The following is a 20,387-nucleotide window of genomic DNA, read 5'->3' on the forward strand; positions in this document are numbered from 1 at the left end:
GCGGCGGGGGCGGCGGGCGGGCCGTTCTTGCCGACGGTGATCCGCATGCCGTGCAGGTCGACCGTCATGCCGGTCCAGCCGGAGTCGCGGAAACTCCGCAGGATCTCCTGGATCTCGCGGTAGGTCACGGAGTCCGGGACCCGGTCCTCGTCGGTGGGCGCGTTCAACGCTGTCCTCCTGCCTGGTCGATCGCGGCGAGCAGCACCGGCAGCCGGTGGTCGGCGACGATCACCTCGACGCCGGCGTCGAGCGCCGCCCGGACGCCCTCCGACGTCGCGAACACCGCCCCGCGCACGGTGCGTGTCCCCGGCGGGATCGTGGGGACCCCGTCGCCGACTTCCTCCGCAGGGACCGCGCCGGCGTCGAACCCGCCCTCGGCCGCGCCCGTGACCGAGATCGGCGACTCCGCCGCCGCCCACTCGGCGAGCCGTGCGAGGTCGTCGTCGTTGTCCTCGGTCGCGGCGGTGGTGGGCAGGGTGCCCTCGTAGACGCGGCCGGTCGTGGCGTCGACGGTGATCGTGCGCCCCACCAGCTTCTCGACGGTCCCCGCCCCGCACCCGACGACGCACGCCGTGTCGAGGGCCCGGCTGACCACGGCGGCGTGCGACGTCGCGCCGCCCTGCTCGGTGACGACGCCCAGGGCGGCGATCATGCCGTGGACGTCGTCGGGGCAGGTGGACCGCCGGACGAGGATCGAGCCGGGTGTCTGCTGCGCCTCCTCGGGCGTCGCGACGGCGATGCCGGACATGACACCGGGGCTGGCCGGCGTCCCGGAGGCAAGTACCTCGGCGGTGACGCCCTCCTGCAGGGTGGGCCGCAGCAGGGCCCGTGCCTGGTCGGCGGTGACCCGCCGGACGGCCTCGGCCGGGGTGATCGCGCCTTCGTCGACGAGCGCGACGGCGATGCGCACCGCGGCCCGGGCCGTGCGCTTGGCGGGCCGGGACTGCAGCAGGAAGAGCTCGCCGCGTTGGACGGTGAACTCGATGTCCTGGGCGTCGCGACCCTCGCGGTCGAGGCAGTCGGCGGCGCGGAGCAGCTCGGCGTGCACGTCCGGAGCCTGAGACGCCAAGTGGGACAGCGGTTTCGGCGTGACCCGACCCGAGACGACGTCCTCCCCCTGGCCCTGCTGCAGGTACTCCCCGTAGGGCTCGCGGGCCCCGGTCACCGGGCTGCGGCTGAACAGCACCCCGGTGCCGGAGGACGCGTCGAGGTTGCCGAACACCATGGCCTGCACCGTGACCGCGGTGCCGAGGTCGTCGGGAATCCCGTAGTGCCTGCGGTAGGCGACGGCGCGCCGTGACCGGCTCGACGCGAACACCGCGGCGACGGCCTGGTGCAGCTGCTCCCACGGGTCGGCCGGGACCTGGTCGCCCGTGTCCTCCAGCACCGCGGCGCGGACGGCAGCGGTGTCGGGCAGGTCGTCGAGCTCCTCGGTGCAGCCCAGGACGAGCCGGCCGTAGAAGCCGGTGAACCGGCGGTGGACCTCGGCGGCGAAGTCGGCGTCGCCGGTCTCGGCGGCGAGCGCGGCCTCGACGGAGTCGGTGATCCCCAGGTCGAGGATGGTGTCCATCATCCCGGGCATGCTGACGGCGGCCCCGGACCGCACCGACACGAGCAACGGCCCCTGTGCGCGGGAATGGTCGCTATGGCGACCATTACCGCTCACGACCCCAGGGTCGCCCCCGAAGCTGCGGCCCAGCTCCTCTTCCAGCAGCCGGATCCCGTCGGCCAGCTCGTCGACGAGACCGTCCGGCAGCGACCCGTTCTCGAAGTACGCCGTGCACGCCTCGGTCGTCACCACGAACGCGGGCGGCACGCGAAGGCCCAGCGACCGCATCCGCCAGAGGCTCCAGGCCTTGCCGCCCACCAGGTCCCGCGACGGCTCCTCACCGGAGGGCACGACGAGCCAGCGGTACCCCACGGTCGCGCTCATTCCGGGCGCTCCCGACCGGTCAGCCGCAGCAGGTGCTCGTGCATCTGGAACCACACGGTGTGCACGGAGTCGACGCGCACGCCGCTGACGTAGTCGGTCTCGCCGCCCTCGGCGCGGGTCAGGGCCGTCCCGATACGGTCGAGGAACCTGTCGACGAGCGGGTCCGCCGCAACGAGCGGGGCCAGTACGCGGGCGGTCTTCTCATGGACCCGCGCCAGTTTGTCGACGATCGCCGCGTCGTAGTCGGCGTCCCCGTGGTCGTTGGGTACCCGCTCCCCGCCGACCTCCTTCGTCTGCCAGTCCGTCGTCAGCGACAGGATTTGCACGTTGACGCCGGACTCGAACGCGTCCATCGCGTCGCGGATCGCGTCGGAGGCACGGATGTCGGCGAACGCGGTCGGGTAGGCCTCGTCGAGCTGGGTGCGACCGGTCGGGCCGATCATGAACTTGTCCTTGGCCGCGAGGACGGCGCCGTCGGCCACGGCCTTCTCCAGGTTGGCCTCGACGTCGGCCAAGGGCTGGCCGGTGACCTCGGCGAGCTGCTCGGCGGTGCCGAGCTGGCGCAGGGTCAGGGTGTGCACGGTGAGCAGGTACGGGTCGAGCATCAGGCGTCCTCTTCTGTGTTGACTCTCGCTCCGGCAAGCGCCGCTCGGGCTGCGAGCATCTGGTCGCGCACCTCGCGGCGCAGCGACTTGCCGACGGGGCTGGTGGGCAGGCCGGACCAGATCTCGACCGACTTGGGTCGTTTGAAGCCGGCGAGCCGGTCGGCGCAGAAGGCCCGGATCTCCTCGGGCTCCGCCGCGCTTCGGGTGACGACGGCGGCGGTCACGCGCTCGCCCCACTTCTCGTCGGGCAGCCCGACGACGGCCGCCTCGACGACGGCCGGGTGCGCGAGCAGCGCGTCCTCGACCTCGCGGGGGTAGACGTTGAACCCGCCGGAGATGATCACGTCGTGCCGGCGGTCGAGCAGGTGCAGGTAGCCATCGGCGTCCCAGCGCCCGATGTCGCCGGTGTGCAGCCAGCCGTCGGGCTCCTTGGTCTCGGCGGTCGCCTCGGGGCGTCGCCAGTAGCGGTCCATGGTGTGCGGGCCGCGGGTCAGCACCTCGCCCACCTCGTCGACCCCGAGCGACCGGCCGTCAGCAGAACGGATGTCGACCTCGACGAACGTGTAGGGCTTCCCGGCGGACGTCAACCGCGAGGGGGTGTGCTCCCACGGCTGCAGGCAGGTGATCGCCAGCGGCGCCTCGGCCTGCCCGTAGAGCTGGGTGAACACCGGGCCGAGGACGTCGATGCCGCGCTGCAGGACGGTCGTCGCGATGGGGGCGCCGCCATAGCAGAGCCGCTCCAGCGCGAGGTCGGCGTCTCCGAGAGCGGGGTCCTCCAGCAGCATCGCGATCATCGTCGGCACCATGAACGTCGTGGTGGCGCGGTGCTTCTGCGCCGCCTCGACGAACGCCGCCGGCGAGAACTTCGGCACGATGACGTTGGCCGCGCCCTTGACCAGGTGCGGCAGGAAGAACGCGCCGCTGCCGTGGGTGATCGGCGCGGCGTGCAGCATCACCGAGTCCGGGCGCAGGTTGGGCAGCAGGTCGACGAGGAAGTTGTCGACCTCGGCGAGCTCGCTGCGCGTGGTCAGGACGACGGCCTTGGGCGTGCCCGTCGTCCCGCCGGTGTAGGCGAGCCGCAGCGGCGCATCGGGATCACGCCGCACGTCGCACGGCCCGGCCGGCGCGTCGGCGATCATCCCCGCGATGTCGGTGAGCACGATCTCCACCGGTGCGGGCGGCTGCCCGGTCCCCACGAAGGCCCGCGCCTGCGAGTCGTCGATCTTGAACGCCAGCTCGTGCGGGGTCTCGCGCGCGTTGAGCGGCACCCGCACCAGCCCCGACTTCGCCAGCGCGTAGTAGACGACGACACCGTCGATCCCGTTGGGCAGCAACACCGCGACCCGGTCGCCCGGCTCCAGGCCCCGCGCCAGCAGGGCGTGGCCCAGCCGGTCGGTCAGCTCGTCGAACTCGGCGAAGCTCACCACCCGCTCGCCGTCGACCAGCGCGGGCGCGGCGCCGTACTGACGCCCTGCCCGGCGGATCAGGTCACCGATCTGCACGTGCTCTCCTCGTCGAAGAAAGAGCCTGTGAGCGGCAATAGTCGCTATAGCGACTATTGCCGCTCACAAGGTCGGTCAGGTTTACGGAAGGTCCGCCCGGCGCAGGCCCGAGCCACGACCGGCCAGGTTGCGGCTGGTCGCCTGGGTCTGCCGGTACAGCGCGTCGGCCCGCTCGGTGCCGTAGTTGCGCTTGACCCACTCCTCGTCGAGGTAGCGGTTGCCGTCGGTCAGCGCGCCGGGGGTGAAGTCGCGGGCGCGGGCGTTGAAGTCGTCGACCTCGAGACGCCCCTGGCTCGTCGTCCACAGCCCGTTCTTGGGCGGCAGGCTCGTCGAGCCCGACAGCGTCGACCCCGCCGTGCGGGCGAAGTCGTCGTCGGTCAGGACGGTGTACGGGATGCCCGTGAGCATGTTCTGGTTCAGCCCCGAGTAGCGGGCCATCGAGTACTCGTTGGTCTTCTGGTGCGGGAAGCCCAGCAGGCCGACCATCTCGCCGAGGTTGTCGCGGCCGTACTCGTCGTTCATGAGCGGCTTGAACCGCTGCACCCGGTCGTCGAGCTCGAACCAGTCCGACTGCCGGTAGGTCCCCGCCAGGTGCGCGAAGTCCTTGGCCACCGATGAGTACACCAACGCGCCCGCGTCGATCATCTGCTCGCGCGACCAGCCGGCGATCCGCTTCCACAGGTCGGCCGTGGCCTGGTTGAGGATCTCCCGGTAGTGCTCCATCGTCTCGGCGAGCACGTCCGCGCTGTCCATGCCGACGGGTACGTAGCCGTCGGTGAGCGCGTCGGAGGTGTACATGCCGACGGCCGCGATGTTCGACGCGTCGTAGGACGGCTCCGCCTCGAACGACGCCCAGTCGTCCATCAGGTTGAAGTTCGTGTCCTTGAACACGATCGGGATCGTCAGGTTGGCGTGCGGCAGCTGGGTCGCGATCCCGTCGAGCCAGGGGTAGTCGCCCTCGGTCAGCTCGAAGAAGTCGCGGACGATCAGCTGCCGGTTCTCACCGAAGTTGTACGGGCCGGACGTGTGGATGCCGATCCGGCACTCACAATGGGCCAGGAACGCGTACTGCGACAGCTGCGCGATCAACTTCGTCGCCGCGGTGTGCAACCGGTCCCCCGGCGTCACGCCGTGCAGGTCGGACTCGAAGACCTGCAGTTGCCGCTCCGGCAGGAACTGCGAGCGGTCGCCGAACTCCTTGTTGGTCAGGTGGCCGTCGTTGCGGTGGTAGGCCAGGTTGAACCGGCGCGAGAAGTCGAGGACGTCGACGACGTCGTCCACCGCGTCCGCGGGGCCCAGCAGGCCCCAGTTCATGAGCATCTCGCGGCCGATCAGGTAGAACGCCGGCATGCCCCAGGCCGCGTTGACGGTGTCGACCTTGAGCGACACCTCGCGGGCCCGGTCACCCAGCTCCTCGGCCGGGGTCGCGGCGTCGATCTCGCGCAGCAACGTCGGAAGCCGGTAGAAGGTGTTGAGGTAGCTGAGCAGCATGTACGGGTTCATCGGGAAGAGCTTCGACTCCTGGACCGTGCGCGTGATGCACAGCCAGTACGTCGTGTCCGAGAGCTGCCGCAGGTAGTTGTTCGTCTCCAGCAGCTTCGCGTAGGTCAGGTCAGTCCCCATGTCAGGCACCGTTCTCCAGGATCCAGATCCGGGCGTGCCCGGTGTCGCCGGTCTCGTACGCGTCGGCCGCGGGTGGGGCCGCGGTCACCTCGATCTCGACGACGTCACCGTCGGCCAGCGTGTCGACGGTGCAGTTCATGAGGGTGGGGACGTCGTACTCGCGGGCGAGGATCCCCAGGTGGGAGCGCACCGAACCGCCGAGGCAGATGACGCCGGCGAACTCCTCGATGATCGGGGCGGTCAGGGTGCCGCCGGAGTCGTCGATCACCGCGATCGTGCCGGGCGGGACACCGTCGGCGAGGAAGCCCATGACCTGCTCGGTCGTCGAGATCAGGGCGACCGGCCCGGTGACCGACTGCGTCTTGCGCAGGACGTTGTCGCCGATCCCGACCTGGCGACGACCGTCGGCCGACGGTCCGTCCGCGAACGCCGACGCCGCCTTCTCGGGCCGCTTGTACTTGTCGGGCTCCGACTCCAGCGAGACGGTGGCCGAGAAGTCGAAGCGGTAGCCGGAGTCGAGCGCCTCCTGCTCGACGGCACGCGCGTCGGCGAGGGAGAACAGGTCGAACTGCCGGTCGAAGACGACGTCCTTCCACTCGGCGCCGGTCGCCGCGAACCGCTTCGCGGCGAGCGCGCGGACGGCGCTGTTGTAGCGGGCCGGCAGCGGGAGCATCTCGGTGGAGCCCCACTTGGGCGGGGTCTGCGCGGGTACGGTCGCGGAATCGGACATGGTCACCTCGTCGTGAGTGGTTCGAGCCGGCCTGCGGAGGATCCGGGCCCACACCCCGGTGGATCCCCTCCTGTTCATGACGTCGAAAGGTAGGTAGCGTTCGGCCTGTGACCCAGTCCACGTTGGTGGACAGTCCGGCGTCGACGCAGACAGCCCGGTCCCGTCGCCCGACTCGTCCCGTCCTGCGCAAAGCCGACTACGAGCGCGCCTTCGACGTGTTGGAGTCCTGCGACACCGCCGCCTCGCTCCCCGACTTCAAGGAGCAGATGGTCGAGGCGCTGAGCACGCACTTCGCACTGACGCACGTCTCGTTCTTCGCCGGTGCGACGTTCCACAACGTCTTCGGCGACCTCGCCCCGCTCGTCGAGGGGTACACCAGCAAGATGCTCCCGGAGTACCAGGAGCGCTGGTCGCGCTACGACATTTTCGGGACGCCCCAGGCGATGCGACAGCTCGTCTCCAGCGGGCTCGCGTCGCTGTCGGAGCTGCAGGCGCGCGGCACGCTGCCCGCCTCGGCCGAGGCCTACGTGCGGCACTTCCTGCACGCGACGTGGGGCATGGAGTGTGCGGCCGCGCTGCGCCTGGAGCTGCCCGGCGGGCACACCGCACTCATCGGCATGTTCGACCCGCGCGCCGACAAGCTGGGCCCTGCCGAGCTCGCGACGTTGCGACTGCTCAGCCGTCAGCTGTCGGCGATCTCGCGGAGCCTGCCGGTGTCTCGGCCCAAGGCCGCACTGGCCGGGCTGTCGGAGCGCCAGCAGCAGGTCGTGCAGCTGGTCGCCGACGGGCTCTCCAACGCCGACATCGCCGAGACGCTCTCGCTCGCCGAGGACAGCGTGAAGAAGTACGTGAGCCGCATCCTCGCGGCCACGGGCTGCCAGTCACGCATGGAGCTGGCCCTGCTCGCCCGCTCCCGCTGAAGAATCTGATAATCTGATTCCGTGAAGGAGCTCTCCGCGACCGAGGCCGCGCGCAGCTTCTCCGCGGTGCTCGACGGCGCGGAGCAGGGCGAGACCGTCGTCATCACCCGAGGCGGGCGTCAGGTCGCGATGATCGTGCCGGCACCGCGCGCGAACGGGGCTGCGGTCAAGGAGATCATGCGGCGTTGGCAAGGACGCCTCGGCATCGACGACGAGTTCGCCGCCAACGTGGACGCGGCCCGCGGCGCGGTGTCCGCTGACCTGGACAGCGACCCTTGGCAGGAATGATCCTCGACACCGGCGTCCTCGTGAAGACCGGACGAGGACGTCTCGACGTCGCCTCACTCGGCGACCAGGACGAGCTTGCCGTCCCTGCGGTCGTGATCGCCGAGTACCTGGGCGGGATCGGGTTGGACCCGGATCCGGTTCGTCGCGCGTCGCAGCGTGGATACCTCGACGAACTCCTGACCGTCATCCCCGTCGTCGACTACACCAGGCATGTTGCCGAGCACCATGCCGCGCTGATGGGGCACGTCCGAAGGAGCGGCCGGCCACGTGGCGCGCACGACCTGATCATCGCGGCCAGTGCCCGCGCGACCGACCGGATGCTGCTGACCACCGACGCCCGAGCGAGGTTCGACGAGCTGCCCGACGTCTCGGTACGCGTGCTGAAGGTCTGACCGACCTCGTGAGTGGCGATAGTCGCTATAGCGACTATCGCCACTCACAGGGGTTACAGGAAGGAGGACTCCCTGGTCAGGCCGTACTCGGGGTGCTCGCCGATCACCATCGACTCGAAGATGCCGTAGCCGACCGCGTCGCCCTCACGGCAGCGGATGACGCAGTCGCGCAGCTGGTGCACCTGCTCCACCGTCTCGCGGGTGGAGACGTCGGCGAAGCGCTCGCCGTCGAGGTGCGCCGGGCCGTGCCACTGGCCGTGGCGGTGGCCCTTGAACCCGAAGTACAGGCCCGTCCCGAGATGGAAGCCGGTGTCGCTGATCGGCTCGATCTCGACGGTGCGGGTGGCGCCCCAGCCGGCGTCGAAGGTCATCTTGCCGCCGAGCAGCCGCCGGTTCACCGGGTCGAACTTCAGCTCGTCCATCACCGCGTTGAGCGGGATCTGGTTGCCGTCGGCCTCGTTGACGAACCCCGAGAAGTAGGTCGTCTCGTGGTCGACGGCCTGCTGGTAGTGGTGGATCTCGTACTCCGTGCCGTCCGGGCGGCGCAGGTACATCGGGCTCCACGTGAGCAGGAAGTCCTGGTCGAGCCGCTGCGGCTTGTACACGTCGGGCGCGGGTTCCCCGACGTCCATCCGCACGCCCCACGAGTGGTCGCGGAAGCCGAACCACTCCTCGTCGCGCACCTCGATCTTCTCGCCGTCGATCCAGATCGCACCGGAGATCGTCGACGACTGGTGGTAGCGCAGCAGATCGGACTGGATGCGGAAGCCGTGCGGCTCACGCTGGGCATCCTTGCGCTCCAGGAACGGCGGCAGCACACCGGTCACGGTGAGGTCGAAGCGGATCGGGAGCATGTGGTTCTCCCGCAGCACGAACCGGACCTTCTTCAGCGGCTCGAGGACCTCGTAGTCGAGCGGCCCCACGCCGACCCGATCAGGGTCGAGGTCGAGCTGCCGCGACGCCCGGACCGTGAGCTGCTCCTTGCCGCGGGAGATGCCCGCGAACATGTCGATGACGTTGCGGTTGTGGTACTTGCCCAGCCCGACGTCGACCTGCAGCGAACCGTCGCGGGCGAACAGCGATCCCCACAGCTTCTCGGTCCAGGCGATGTCGGCGTGGGCGATGGTCGCGAACGTCTCGGGCGTCTGATGGCACAGCAGCTCGTCGGCGGCCGTGATCTTCTGCATGGACTGACGCATTGCTCTCCCTAGCTGTCGACGCCGCGCACCGGCGAGAAGGAGCCCGGCATGTCGTTGGCCACCAGCGCGGTCCCGAAGATCGTGGCGGCCTGGGTGTCGTCGTCGAACGGGTCCGGGTACAGGGCCAGGGTGTCGGGCGAGAAGTCCCAGTCGACCTTGTCGGTGACACCCGCGAGCGCCGCGAACGGGCGCAGGCCCGAGGTGTACATCCGGGTCGCCGCGAAGATGCGGTCCTTGCGGTTCATCGCCGCGAAGCGCTGGTAGAGCGTCATGTGCGACGACGTGATCGCCGCCGCGACCTCCGGCCACTGCTCGGGCGAGAGCTGCTCGCGGGTGCCGTCGGCCTTCCAGCCGAACACCGCGGCCTCCGTCACCGACGCCAGCAGCTGGTCGGGCTCGGTGAACGTCGTGCCCCAGTCGTTGATCTCGAACTCGCGGAACGACGCCGGGTCGAACGTCAGCGCCATCGTCAGGCCCGCGTAGGGCGGCTCCAGGTCCTGCGCCCACGGGTAGGCCCAGGCCGACGGGCCGAGCGAGAGGTAGTCGCGCACGATCGTGCGGCGGCTGCCCCGCGGATAGGGACCGGAGTCGCAGATGCCGACGCGGGAGTCGCAGAAGTACAGGAACGAGTAGCCCGAGATCGTCGCGTTGAGCCGCTTGAGGGCCTTCGACGCGGCCGGGTCGAGCAGCGTCGCGGCGCCGGCGAGCTCGTCGACGACGTCCTGGGGCAGGTAGCGGTTGGTGAAGCCGGCGTCCTTGTAGTCGAGGGTGCCGTCGCCGCGGTGCGCGAGCGTCAGGCGTCGCCAGAAGTCGACGACGGTGCGGATCTCCTCGCGCCGCTCGTCGCGGCCGAGCCTGCCCATCTGGATGAGGCACTCGCGACCGCACAGGTAGTGGTAGCCGATCATCCAGATCCACAGCGGGCTGACCCGGTTCGGGCCCTCCCGCAGCTGCGTGCCGAGCTGCTCGGCGGGCACCGCGGCGTCGATGACGGCGACGCGCTCGGCGTAGCTGTGGAAGTCCTCGATCACCGACAGCGACATGTACGGCAGCATCGGGAACAGCTCGGAGGTGAACCCCGACCGCCGGGTCATCTCCGGCTTGAACGCGCGGCCCATGTGCTGGACGAGGTCGTCGAGCCGGTCGTCGGTGAGCTCCTCGGCGATGAGCGCGTCGAGCGCGTCCGGGCTCACCACCACGTCGAAGTCCTTGACCGCGATCTCGTCGCCGACGCGCCGGACGTAGGACCACCATGCGGAGCTGACGTCGGCCGTCGGGGTGACGGCGTCGGGCTCCGCCCCCGCCCGGACCACCCCGTCACCGTCGGAGATGTCGAGGACGATCTCGGTGCCGTCGGTGAGCTCCTGGGTGAGGTCGGTGCCGACGAGGCACGGCACCTCGAACTCGCGGGACACGATCGCGAGGTGCGAGCGCAGCGTCCCGTCGAGGCAGACGATGCCGCCGAGCCGGCCGAGGATCGGGGACAGGAACGTGGTGCCGCCGGAGGCGACGAGCGCGATCGTCGACTCCAGGTCGGTGTCGAGGGAGTCGATGACGTCCTGGGGCTCACGGAACCAGCGGACCAGGCCCGTGGCGCGGGTGAAGGTGTAGGAGGGCGTGCCCTTGCCGATCGTCGTCATGTCAACCTCCCAGTGCCGGGTTCTGAAGCGGCCGGAAGCAGCCGTCGCGGTCCTGGGGCACGAACACCCCGCCGATGAGCTGCAGGGCCAGGTTCGGGTCCTGGAACTTCTCGTACGACTCCGCGATCCGCGGTGTGACCGTCCAGTCGATCTCGTCGTAGCAGCCGGCCAACCGGGCCCACGCCTTCGTCTTCCAGGCGTACATCTGGGTCGCGTAGAGGTTGCGCTCCTCCGGGTCGGTCTCGGCGAGGCGCTGGTAGAGCGCGCGGTGCGCCTTGCGGATCGCCTTGGTGGCCTCGTCGATCTCGGCCAGCCCGAGAGGGCGCAGGACGTCGCCGTCGGTGCAGAACACGCGGGTGGAGATGATGTCGGCCTGGTAGTCGCTGGGGGTGAACCAGGCGGTGCCCCAGACGTTGTTGTCCATCTTCACGTGCGCCGGCAACCGGTAGGCGATGACGAAGTGGTGGTACGGCAGGCTCTCGCGGATCCCGTCGAGCCAGGGGAAGTCACCGTCGCCGTCGGCGCAGGTCTCGCGCAGGGCGAGGAAGGTGCCGTCCTCCAGCTCGTAGGGGCCGGTGTCGCACACGGCGGTGCGGGCGTCGCAGTTCTCCAGGAACGCGTACGCGGTGAGCCGGGCACCGAACTTGCGGATCGCGGTCCTGGTCTCGTCGTCGGCCGGGACCAGGTGGTCGAGGATCTCGGCCATCAACCGGTCGCCGACCACGTGGCTGGAGTTCGGCGGTTCGGCGTCCATGTTGAACAGGACGCCGTCGGTGCGCATCGCGATCGTGGCCTCGCGCCAGAACCGCATGACCTCGAGCTGGTCGTCGAGGCCGTCGGAGAGGGAGTTCTCACCGAGATCGACGAACAGCTCGCGGCCGGTCAGGTAGTGCAGCGGCATCGCGGCGAGGTTGATGAAGCTGCGCTTGTTGCCGATCGGCAGGGCGCGCCGGACGAGCTCCGCGGGGGTCGCGTGCTCGCGGATCGTCCGGAGCCGCTCGGGGACGCGCAGGTAGTCCTCCATCATCGACATCAGGATGTAGGTGTTCATGCCGAACAGCTCGGACTCGAACACCGTGCGGGCCGACAGCTCGCTCTTGTAGGCGGCGCCGCCCTTGTGCACCAACCAGTTCCACTCCTCCAGCGACGGCTCGTAGGAGGCGTCGGTGTAGAGGGCCTTGAGGTTCTGCGGGGTCGGCGGGGCGGTGCTCACGCGCTCACCTCCGCGGCCACCGCGATGCGGGCCGTCTCCGCGTCGGACAGGTCGAGGACGACGGTCGCGCCGTCGGCGATCTCACCCGTGAGGTCCGCACCGAGCACGCACGGGACGTCGGACTCCCGGGACAGGATCGCGAGGTGCGACTCGCGGCTGCCGGCCGTGCACACGATCGCCTTGAGGTCCGGCAGGATCGGCGACAGGAACGTCATGCCGCCCTTGTTCACGAACGCGACGGTCTCCTCGAGGTCGTCGTCGTCGATCGACAGGACGTCCGAGGTGTCGTGGAACCAGCGGGCGGTGCCGCGTACCTCGCCCGCGGTGAAGAGGTTGACGCCCGTGCCGACGTCCGTCGGGTCGCTCATCGATGCTCCGTCCCGTCCGGGAAGGCCCCTGTGCCTTTCCGCTGGTCGGACGGTAGGAGCCGAGCCTCGATGTGACCCAGTCCACGTAGGGGGACACCTCGGCGCGACCCGACGGAACCGCTGGTCAGTCCTCCCGGCGCTGGGCGAGGCCGCGGCTGATGACGAGGCGCTGGATCTGGTTGGTGCCCTCGAAGATCTGCATGATCTTGGCCTCGCGCATGTACCGCTCGACCGGGAAGTCGCGGGTGTAGCCGTAGCCGCCGAACACCTGCACCGCGTCGGTGGTCACCTTCATGGCGGCGTCGGTCGCGACGAGCTTCGCGACGCTGGCCTGGCGGCTGTACGGGCGCCCCGCGTCGCGGCGGCGGGCCGCGTCGAGGTACGTCGCACGGGCCGAGTCGACGGCCGCGGCCATGTCGGCCAGCAGGAAACCCAGGCCCTGGTGGTCGACGATGCGCCGGCCGAACGTCGTGCGCTCGTTGGCGTAGGCGACGGCCGCGTCGAGGGCCGCCTGGGCCAGGCCGGTCGCGCAGGCGGCGATGCCCAGGCGGCCGGAGTCGAGGGCGCTGAACGCGATCTGCAGGCCCTGGCCCTCCGCCCCGAGGAGCCGGTCGGCGTCGAGCAGGGCGCCGTCCCAGTTGGCCGTCGTCGTCGGGACCGCGTGCAGGCCCATCTTCTCCTCGGGCCGCCCGAACGACAGCCCGTCGGCCTGCCCGGGCGCGAGCAGACACGAGATGCCGCGGCTACCCGCGTCGGTGCGGACGAACAGCGCGTAGAAGTCGGCGCGCCCGCCGTGGGTGATCCACGCCTTCGTGCCGGTCACGCGGTAGTGCTCGCCCTGGCGCTCGGCGCGGCAGGCCAGGGCGGCCGCGTCGGAACCCGCCTGCGGTTCGGACAGGCTGTAACCGCCGACGAGGTCGCCGCCGAGCATGTCGGGCAGCCAGCGCTGCTTCTGCTCGTCGGTACCGAACGTCGCGACGGGGAAGCACGCGAGCCCGTGCACGCTCGTCGCGACGGCCACGGCCGCCCAGCGCGCGGCGAGCTCCTCCAGCACCTGCAGGTACACCTCGTAGGGCTGGGCGCCGCCGCCGTACTCCTGCGGGTACGGCAGCCCCAGCAGGCCGGCGGCGCCGAGCGTCGCGAACAGTCCCTCGGGGTAGGTCTCGTCGCGTTCGTGCTGGTCGACGCGGGTGGCCAGCTCCTTGTCGGCGATGTCGCGGGTCAGCGCGAGCAGGTCCTCGGCCTCCTCGCTGGGCAGCAGACGGTCGACCGTCATCCGTTCTCCTCGGCTCGCGCGGTGGTGTCCCAGGCAGGCGGCAGGACCGGCTCGGCGGCGAGCTCCGCCTTCGCGATCGCGCGCAGGTGCACCTCGTCGGGGCCGTCGAACAGCCTCATCGCACGATGCCACGCGTACATGCCGGCCAACGGGGTCACGTCGGTGACGCCGGCGCCGCCGTGGACCTGGATGGCCCGGTCGATCACCCGGGTCGCGACCCGCGGAACCGCCACCTTCGCCATCGCGACCAGGTCCTTCGCCGCCTTGTTGCCCAGGGTGTCGATGACGTGGCACGCCCGGTGGCACAGCAGCCGGGCCTGCTCGATGTCGAGGCGCGACTCGGCGATCTGCTCGCGCACGACACCCTGCTCGGCCAGCGGCCGGCCGAACGCCACCCGGTCGCGGGCGCGCGAGGTCATGAGCGCCAGTGCGCGTTCGGCGGCGCCGAGGGCTCGCATGCAGTGGTGGATGCGGCCGGGGCCGAGCCGGGCCTGCGCGGCGGCGAACCCGCCACCCTCCTCGCCGACGACGTCGGTCACCGGGATGCGGACGCCGTCGAAGACGACCTCCGGGTGGCCGTGCTGGTCGTGGTGGCCGAGCACGGGATGGTCGCGCACGACGCGCACACCCGGTGCGTCGCGCGGGACGAGGACCATCGTCTGCTGCCGGTGCGCGGGCGCGTCCGGGTCGGTGCGGCCCATGACGACGAGCAGCCGGCACCGGGGGTCGGCCGCGCCGCTGGTCCACCACTTGCGGCCGGTGATCACGTACTCGTCGCCGTCACGCTCGATGCGGGTGCGGATGTTGGTGGCGTCGCTGCTGGCGACGTCGGGCTCGGTCATCGCGAACGCGGACCGGATCTCTCCGCGCAGCAGCGGGGCGAGCCACTCCTCCCGCTGCCGCCGGGTGCCCAGCAGGTGCAGCAGCTCCATGTTGCCGGTGTCGGGGGCCTGGCAGTTGATGGCCTCGGGGGCGAGCTCCTGGCTCCAGCCCGACAGCTCGGCGATCGGGGCGTACTCGAGCTGGGTCAACCCCGACTCCGCGGGCAGGAACAGGTTCCACAACCCGCGGGCCCGCGCGTGCGTCTTCAGCTCCTCGACGACCGGCGGCACGGTGTGGTCGTCCGGGCCGGCCGCGCGGCGGTACTCGCGGTAGGCGGCCTCGGCGGGCAGCACCCGTTCGCGCATGAACTCGACCATGCGCGCGTGCAGGTCACGGGCGCGCTCGGAGGGTTCAGGCAGTGCCACGGTCGTCTCTCCCCAGGCAGAAGCGGTCAGCGCCCGCGCAGCTCGCGGCGCAGGATCTTGCCGCTGGCGGTCTTGGGCAGCTCGTCGAGGATCTCGACGAGCCGCGGGTACTTGTAGGCGGCCATCCGCTGCTTCGCGAACCCGACGATGTCCTCGCGGGTCGTCGACGCGCCGGGCCGCAGCGACACGAACGCCTTGACCGTCTCGCCGCGGTACTCGTCGGGCACCCCGACGACCGCGGCCTCGCGCACGGCCGGGTGCTCGTGGAGCACGTCCTCGACCTCGCGCGGCCACACCTTGTAGCCGCCCGCGTTGATCTGGTCCTTCTTGCGGTCGACGACGTAGAACCAGCCACGGTCGTCCATGTATCCGACGTCGCCGGTGTGCAACGCCCCGCCCGGCAGCGCCGCCGCGGTCTCCTCCGGCTTGCCCCAGTAACCCGCGACGACCTGTGGGCCCTCGACGACCAGCTCCCCCACCTCGCCGACGGGCAGCTCGGCACCGCGCTCGTCGACGACCCGCACGACGGTGTCGTACACCGGCACCCCGACCGACAGCGCACCCGACATCGGGTCGACCGGCGCCTCGACACCGAACGGCACGGCGTGCGACGGCGACGTCGTCTCGGTGAGCCCGTAGATGTTGTGGACGTAGTGCCCGAACGCGTCACGGAAGGCCGCGACGGTGGCCGGCGGGATGGGCGCGCCGCCGGAGTAGATCTTCGTGAGCGTCGCGAGCTTGGCCCGCGATGCGGTGGGCGCGTTCATCAGCGCGACGTAGACGGTGATCGACCCGACCGTGAACGTCGCCCCCTCGGCCTCGGCGATGTCGAGGGTGGCCGCCGGGTCGAGCCGGTACATCAGCACCAGCGGGGCGCCGACGAGGACCGCGACCGCGATGTGGCCGACCAGCCCGGTCACGTGGAACAGCGGCGCGACGCCGAGGACGACGTCGGAGGCGTCGAGGCCGACCCAGTCGCGGTAGGTGCGGGCGTTGACGATCAGGTTGCGGTGCGTCGTCATCGCGCCCTTGGGCGGGCCGGTGGTGCCGGAGGTGTAGGTGAGGACGGCGACGTCGTCGCCTCCGAGCGTCACCGCAGGAGCGGGATGCCCGCGGAAGCGGCCCAGCAGGTCGGCCATGTCGGTCGTCCCCGGGCAGTCGACGCGCGCGCTGCCCGCGAAGACCCGCGGCTCGTCGCGCTCCCGGTACTCCAGCTCCGAGGTGGTGACGACGCTCCGCACGGCGGTCCCGTCGACGACGTGCGCGGCGACGTCGCGATACAGCGACCCCAGGGCGACCAGCACCGTGGACCCGCTGTCGCGCAACAGCTCCACCAGCTCACGTTCCCGGTTCATCGGGTTGATCGCGACGGCGATGCCGCCCGCCTTCCAGGTGCCGAGCTGCGCGACGACGAACTGCGGCACGTTCTGCAGGAACAGCGCGACGCGCTCCCCCGGCCGGAAACCGTCGGCCGTGATTGCGGCGGCGAAGGCGTCGGTCAGCGCGTCGAGCTCGGCCCAGCTGATCCGCCCGCCGAAGTAGCGGACGGCGTCGCCGTCGGGGTCGCGGGCCACGGTGGCCCGGAAGGCGTCGACGACGGTCCCGGCACCGTCCGGTGTGGCGGCCGGGTGGGTTCGCAGCGCGAGCCAGGGCTCGTCGTCGTAGGCGGACAACCGGGTACTCCTGTCGGACGCGGGGGGATGAGGCGCTGGGGGCAGCGACCCGCCGACGCTAGATGCGCCGTCGGCCGGGCGCGAGTGCACGTTGGTGGGCATCGCGCTTTCCGCCTGCGTGCACGGTGCGCGGGCCGACCCGGGGCCTGGTCCAGCGGTGGGGGATCACCGGCCCCGCTGCAGGACCAGCGCGAGCTCGGTCCTGTTGCGGGTCCCTGTCCGGGCCAGCAGCTTGCTGACGTACTTCTTCACCGTGTCCTCGGTGACGCCCATCGTCCGGGCGATCACGGCGTTGGTCAGCCCGCCGCTGACGAGCTCGGCGGTCTGCGCGAGCCGCGGCGGCAGCGCCACGGCAGGGGGCTCCGCCGCGGCTCGCCCCGGGAGATGGCGGGCGATCGCGTCGAGCTGCCGCCCGAGCAGCCGCAGCACGGCAAGATCGATCGGGTCGACCGTGCCGCGCGGCCCGAAGATCCCGAACAACGCCTGCGCCCCGCCCGGCGCGACGTGCACCGCGGTGAGGCTCTCGATCCCGTGCCCGCCCAGCCAGTCGCGGTAGGCGCGGTCGGCGGGGGTCGCGGGATCGTCGGCGTCGACGGACACCGCCGACACCCGATGCAGCTGCGCCGCCGCGCGGGGCCGCGCGAACACGTCGTGGCGGTCCCAGCGCTGCCGGTACTCCCGGATCAGGGTGCGCTGGCGGCCCTCCAGCAGCGGCGACGGGTCGAGGAACAGCCCGTCGTAGGTGGGGCCCGCGAAGAACGTCGTGTCGCGGTAGCCGAGGACCGAGCCGAGCGCCTCCAGCGTGTGCTCGGCGAACTCGACGACGTCGCGGGCGCGGTCGACCCGTTCCAGCACCGAGAACACCCCGCCGAGGCGCCGGGCGTCGAGACTCGACGCAGCGGCGGCCTGCATCTCCCCGGGCACCTCCCGCGCCGACGTGTCCCGGGCAGGGTAACCCGGCACGCAGCCCGATCAGCACTGCCCGGACGTCGACGCGGCGCAGCTCACCGCGTCGGCAGCGTGAGGATCTCCACCCCGTCGTCGGTGACGGCGACGGTGTGCTCGCTGTGCGCGGTCCGGCAGCCGGTGACGCTGCGCAACGTCCAGCCGTCGTCGTCGGTGACGAGCCGGTCGGTGTCGGCCATGACCCACGGCTCCAGGGCGAGCAGGAGCCCGGGGCGGAGCTTGTAGCCGCGGCCGGGCCGTCCCTTGTTGGGGATGTGCGGGTCCTGGTGCATGGTCGTGCCGACGCCGTGACCGCCGAACTCGGTGCTGACCCGGTAGCCGGCCTCGTCGAGGACCGTGCCGATGGCGTGCGAGAGATCGCCGATCCTGGCCCCGGGGCCGGTGGCGGCGATCCCCGCCTCCAGGGCGCGTTCGGTGGCGTCGATCAGCGCGAGGTCGGCCGGGCGGCGGGTCTCCCCCACGACGAAGCTGATCGCCGAGTCGGCCACGACACCGCCGAGGGAGACGGCGAGGTCGAGCGTCAGCAGGTCGCCGTCGGCCAGGGTGTGGTCGCGGGGCCGGCCGTGGAGCACGGCGTCGTTGAGCGACGTGCAGATGTAGTGGCCGAAGGGTCCGCGCCCGAAGGACGGCTCGTAGTCGACGTAGCAGGACACCGCCCCGGCGTCGACGATCATGGCGCGGGTCCACGCGTCGATCTCGAGGAGGTTGGTGCCCACCCCGGCGCGGTCCCGCACGGCCGCCAGGATGTCGGCGACGAGGGCGCCGGCCTCCCGGGCCCGCGGCAGGTCGGTGGTTCTCAGGATCTCGATCAAAGCGGCGTCCAACTCCGTGTGCCAATAAGTATCCCGGCCATACTATCCCGGTACTAGAATCGGCGTCATGGTCAGGTTGCCGCTCACCCCCGCCGAGGTCGAGCGCGGGCAGCGCCTCGGCGCACTGCTGCGCCGCGCACGCGGTCCGCGCTCGATGCTCGACACGGCGCTCGACGCGGGCGTCTCCCCGGAGACGTTGCGCAAGATCGAGTCCGGCCGCGTTGCCACCCCCGCGTTCCCGACCATCGCGGCCATCGCCGACGTCCTCGACCTCTCCCTCGACGAGGTGTGGACGGAGATCAACGACACCCCACACCGCCGGGCCGTCCGCGGCGCGGGTGAGCGCTCGGCCTAGCTGCGAGGCGTCACCGCGCCACGTTGCCGACGCCGGCGACCACGTCCGCCGACCCGGACGCCGTGCGCGCACCGGCACGACGATCCTGAATCGTGGAAAGGAATTCCGCGCGCCACGCTCATCGGCCGGCGAAAGGGCAGGATGAGCCCGTGACCGACCCACCGGCGCTCGTACTGCCCACGACCGGGCCCGACCCGATACCCGTGGACACCGCCGTCGCCGCGGTCCTCGGCTACGCACGCGGACGGCGACCGCTGTGGTTCCGGTCGTTCGACCGGCCGCAGGGCCACTGGGTGGAGCTGCCCGCCTTCGGCTGGACCCGGTACGACACGCTCCCCACCGGCCCCGACGGTGACGACGACATCCTGCTCGGCGAAGGCCTGCACGGCCGCCTCGACCGCCCGGGCTGGGCCGACGTCCGGCAGTCGCTCGACGCCGTGGCCCCCCTCGCCACGGCCGCCGACGAGCGCGCCGGCGGGCAGCCCTTCTGGGAGCTGCCCGACGACGAGCTCTCCGTCCTCGGCGAACCCGGCACCGTCGGCGCCGCGTTCCGTGAGATCGACCGGGCGAGCGGCGCCCATCCCGGCCACGTCCGCGCGATCCTGCACCACCAGCGGCCCGCACTCGTCCCGCACCTGACGCGCTCCACGCGCCGCGCCCTGCTCCCCCACACCCACGAGGGCGACAGCGGCGTCGAGGCCGTCGTCCACCGCGAGCTCCGCGTCAACGCCGACGCGTTCTCCCACCTGGAGGACCGGGTCGCGGCCCTGCTCGGCGACGCCCGGCCGACACGGCTTCGGCTCCACGACATCCTGCTGTGGCTGGCCACGACGCTGCGCCTCGCCCACGCGGTGGCTCTGGGGACGGCGACGCCGGAATGGCAGTGCCACCTCGCCGCGGTGACACCCCGGTGACGTTCCCCCCACCTGCGACCCGTGATCTCCGGTCGCCCGTCACCCGTGTCCGCGCCCGTCGTTGCGCTGTCGTACGGGTCGTCCAGCGGGGGCCATGCGGCGACCGTGCACAGGAGGTCCCGGGCGGTGTCGTCGTTCAGACCACAGCGCGATCCGGCCCGGGACCACTTCACCTCCGCCCGCACCGGTCTCTGGCCTGCGGTTCGGCACGGCCCCGTGGCAGACTCGCCGCACCGTCGTCCGGCACGCCCCGAGCCGTGGAGACCCACCGTCATGGCACCTGTTCCGATCACCGTGTTGCTCGTCGAGGACGACCCGGGCGACGTCATGATCACCCGGGAGGCGTTCGCCGACGACCTCCGCAACCGGCTCGACGTGGCTACGACCGGTATCGCCGCGCTGGCCCGGCTGCGCGGGGAGGCCCCGTACGAGCACGATCCGCGGCCCGACCTCGTCCTGCTCGACCTCAACCTCCCCGGCCGCGACGGCCGGGAGGTCCTCGCCGAGATGAAGGCCGACCCGGCGCTGCGCGACATCCCGGTCGTCGTGCTGACGTCGTCGCGGGCCGAGGCCGACATCGTCCGCAGCATCGAGCTCGAAGCGCAGGCCTACATCACCAAACCCGTCGACCTCGGGCAGGTCGCGGAGGCCGTGCGCCAGATCGACAAGCTCCTGGTGTGCGTGTTCGCCGCCGCCCGCCCGCAGCACGACCAGGTCTGAGACCGGTGTTC

At 71.4% G+C, this 20,387-nt stretch carries 20 protein-coding genes; 6 read left to right on the top strand and 14 right to left on the bottom strand.

Features of this window, described 5'->3' with window-relative positions:
- Positions 1 to 163: 163 nt before the first annotated feature.
- From PSU4_RS24865 to PSU4_RS24885, 5 genes are all read right to left on the bottom strand, one after another.
- Complete coding sequence (locus PSU4_RS24865; RefSeq protein WP_147113247.1) at positions 164 to 1,933, bottom strand: pyruvate, phosphate dikinase; 1,770 nt, start codon at positions 1,931 to 1,933, stop codon at positions 164 to 166.
- The gene (locus PSU4_RS24870) at positions 1,930 to 2,538 is read right to left on the bottom strand and encodes a hypothetical protein (RefSeq protein ID WP_147113250.1); all 609 of its coding nucleotides are present in this window, start codon (positions 2,536 to 2,538) and stop codon (positions 1,930 to 1,932) included. Before PSU4_RS24870 ends, PSU4_RS24865 begins: the two co-directional genes overlap by 4 nt.
- Positions 2,538 to 4,040, bottom strand: a complete 1,503-nt coding sequence (locus PSU4_RS24875) for a class I adenylate-forming enzyme family protein (RefSeq protein ID WP_147113253.1) — start codon at positions 4,038 to 4,040, stop codon at positions 2,538 to 2,540. Before PSU4_RS24875 ends, PSU4_RS24870 begins: the two co-directional genes overlap by 1 nt.
- A gap of 81 nt (positions 4,041 to 4,121) precedes the next feature.
- Positions 4,122 to 5,663 (bottom strand): hypothetical protein, encoded by a 1,542-nt coding sequence (locus PSU4_RS24880; protein WP_147113256.1) that lies wholly within the window; start codon positions 5,661 to 5,663, stop codon positions 4,122 to 4,124.
- 1 nt (position 5,664) lies between these two features.
- On the bottom strand, positions 5,665 to 6,393 hold the full coding sequence (locus PSU4_RS24885; protein WP_186817165.1) for a PEP-utilizing enzyme: 729 nt from the start codon (positions 6,391 to 6,393) through the stop codon (positions 5,665 to 5,667).
- Between the two features lie 107 nt (positions 6,394 to 6,500).
- Between PSU4_RS24885 and PSU4_RS24890 the strand changes: the two genes are divergently transcribed.
- From PSU4_RS24890 to PSU4_RS24900, 3 genes are read left to right on the top strand one after another with little or no spacing between them, the layout of a single operon-like run.
- Positions 6,501 to 7,313, top strand: a complete 813-nt coding sequence (locus tag PSU4_RS24890) for a helix-turn-helix transcriptional regulator (RefSeq protein WP_147113259.1) — start codon at positions 6,501 to 6,503, stop codon at positions 7,311 to 7,313.
- 21 nt (positions 7,314 to 7,334) lie between these two features.
- Positions 7,335 to 7,601 (top strand): type II toxin-antitoxin system Phd/YefM family antitoxin, encoded by a 267-nt coding sequence (locus PSU4_RS24895; protein ID WP_147113262.1) that lies wholly within the window; start codon positions 7,335 to 7,337, stop codon positions 7,599 to 7,601.
- On the top strand, positions 7,598 to 7,993 hold the full coding sequence (locus tag PSU4_RS24900; RefSeq protein ID WP_186817166.1) for a type II toxin-antitoxin system VapC family toxin: 396 nt from the start codon (positions 7,598 to 7,600) through the stop codon (positions 7,991 to 7,993). Before PSU4_RS24895 ends, PSU4_RS24900 begins: the two co-directional genes overlap by 4 nt.
- A 53-nt stretch (positions 7,994 to 8,046) precedes the next feature.
- On the opposite strand, the gene PSU4_RS24905 is transcribed toward PSU4_RS24900, so the two are convergent.
- From PSU4_RS24905 to map, 9 genes are all read right to left on the bottom strand, one after another.
- Entirely contained in the window at positions 8,047 to 9,192 is a 1,146-nt protein-coding gene (locus PSU4_RS24905; protein ID WP_222596386.1) for an Rv3169 family protein, read from the bottom strand.
- An 8-nt stretch (positions 9,193 to 9,200) separates the two neighbouring features.
- A complete protein-coding gene (locus tag PSU4_RS24910; protein WP_147113268.1) occupies positions 9,201 to 10,832 on the bottom strand; it encodes a PEP-utilizing enzyme in 1,632 nt (543 codons plus the stop codon).
- A gap of 1 nt (position 10,833) precedes the next feature.
- Positions 10,834 to 12,045 carry a hypothetical protein gene (locus PSU4_RS24915; protein ID WP_147113271.1) on the bottom strand — a complete coding sequence of 404 codons (1,212 nt, stop codon included), beginning with the start codon at positions 12,043 to 12,045 and terminating at the stop codon, positions 10,834 to 10,836.
- Positions 12,042 to 12,413: a PEP-utilizing enzyme gene (locus tag PSU4_RS24920; protein WP_147113274.1), complete on the bottom strand. Its 372-nt coding sequence runs from the start codon at positions 12,411 to 12,413 to the stop codon at positions 12,042 to 12,044. The genes PSU4_RS24915 and PSU4_RS24920 overlap by 4 nt, the downstream gene beginning before the upstream one ends.
- A 124-nt stretch (positions 12,414 to 12,537) precedes the next feature.
- Positions 12,538 to 13,689, bottom strand: coding sequence for an acyl-CoA dehydrogenase family protein (locus PSU4_RS24925; RefSeq protein ID WP_147113277.1), 1,152 nt, complete (start codon positions 13,687 to 13,689; stop codon positions 12,538 to 12,540).
- On the bottom strand, positions 13,686 to 14,888 hold the full coding sequence (locus tag PSU4_RS24930; protein ID WP_147113318.1) for an acyl-CoA dehydrogenase family protein: 1,203 nt from the start codon (positions 14,886 to 14,888) through the stop codon (positions 13,686 to 13,688). The genes PSU4_RS24925 and PSU4_RS24930 overlap by 4 nt, the downstream gene beginning before the upstream one ends.
- A 74-nt stretch (positions 14,889 to 14,962) precedes the next feature.
- Positions 14,963 to 16,609, bottom strand: a complete 1,647-nt coding sequence (locus PSU4_RS24935; protein ID WP_373866100.1) for a class I adenylate-forming enzyme family protein — start codon at positions 16,607 to 16,609, stop codon at positions 14,963 to 14,965.
- A 165-nt stretch (positions 16,610 to 16,774) separates the two neighbouring features.
- On the bottom strand, positions 16,775 to 17,521 hold the full coding sequence (locus tag PSU4_RS24940) for a helix-turn-helix transcriptional regulator (protein WP_147113284.1): 747 nt from the start codon (positions 17,519 to 17,521) through the stop codon (positions 16,775 to 16,777).
- A gap of 92 nt (positions 17,522 to 17,613) precedes the next feature.
- Complete coding sequence (gene map, locus PSU4_RS24945; protein WP_147113321.1) at positions 17,614 to 18,387, bottom strand: type I methionyl aminopeptidase; 774 nt, start codon at positions 18,385 to 18,387, stop codon at positions 17,614 to 17,616.
- Between the two features lie 67 nt (positions 18,388 to 18,454).
- Between map and PSU4_RS24950 the strand changes: the two genes are divergently transcribed.
- From PSU4_RS24950 to PSU4_RS24960, 3 genes are all read left to right on the top strand, one after another.
- Positions 18,455 to 18,742 (top strand): helix-turn-helix domain-containing protein, encoded by a 288-nt coding sequence (locus PSU4_RS24950; RefSeq protein WP_147113286.1) that lies wholly within the window; start codon positions 18,455 to 18,457, stop codon positions 18,740 to 18,742.
- A 149-nt stretch (positions 18,743 to 18,891) separates the two neighbouring features.
- Positions 18,892 to 19,656 carry a hypothetical protein gene (locus PSU4_RS24955; protein WP_147113289.1) on the top strand — a complete coding sequence of 255 codons (765 nt, stop codon included), beginning with the start codon at positions 18,892 to 18,894 and terminating at the stop codon, positions 19,654 to 19,656.
- A gap of 273 nt (positions 19,657 to 19,929) precedes the next feature.
- Complete coding sequence (locus PSU4_RS24960) at positions 19,930 to 20,376, top strand: response regulator (RefSeq protein ID WP_147113293.1); 447 nt, start codon at positions 19,930 to 19,932, stop codon at positions 20,374 to 20,376.
- Positions 20,377 to 20,387: the final 11 nt, after the last annotated feature.

This window comes from Pseudonocardia sulfidoxydans NBRC 16205, assembly GCF_007989085.1.
GTDB lineage: Bacteria > Actinomycetota > Actinomycetes > Mycobacteriales > Pseudonocardiaceae > Pseudonocardia > Pseudonocardia sulfidoxydans.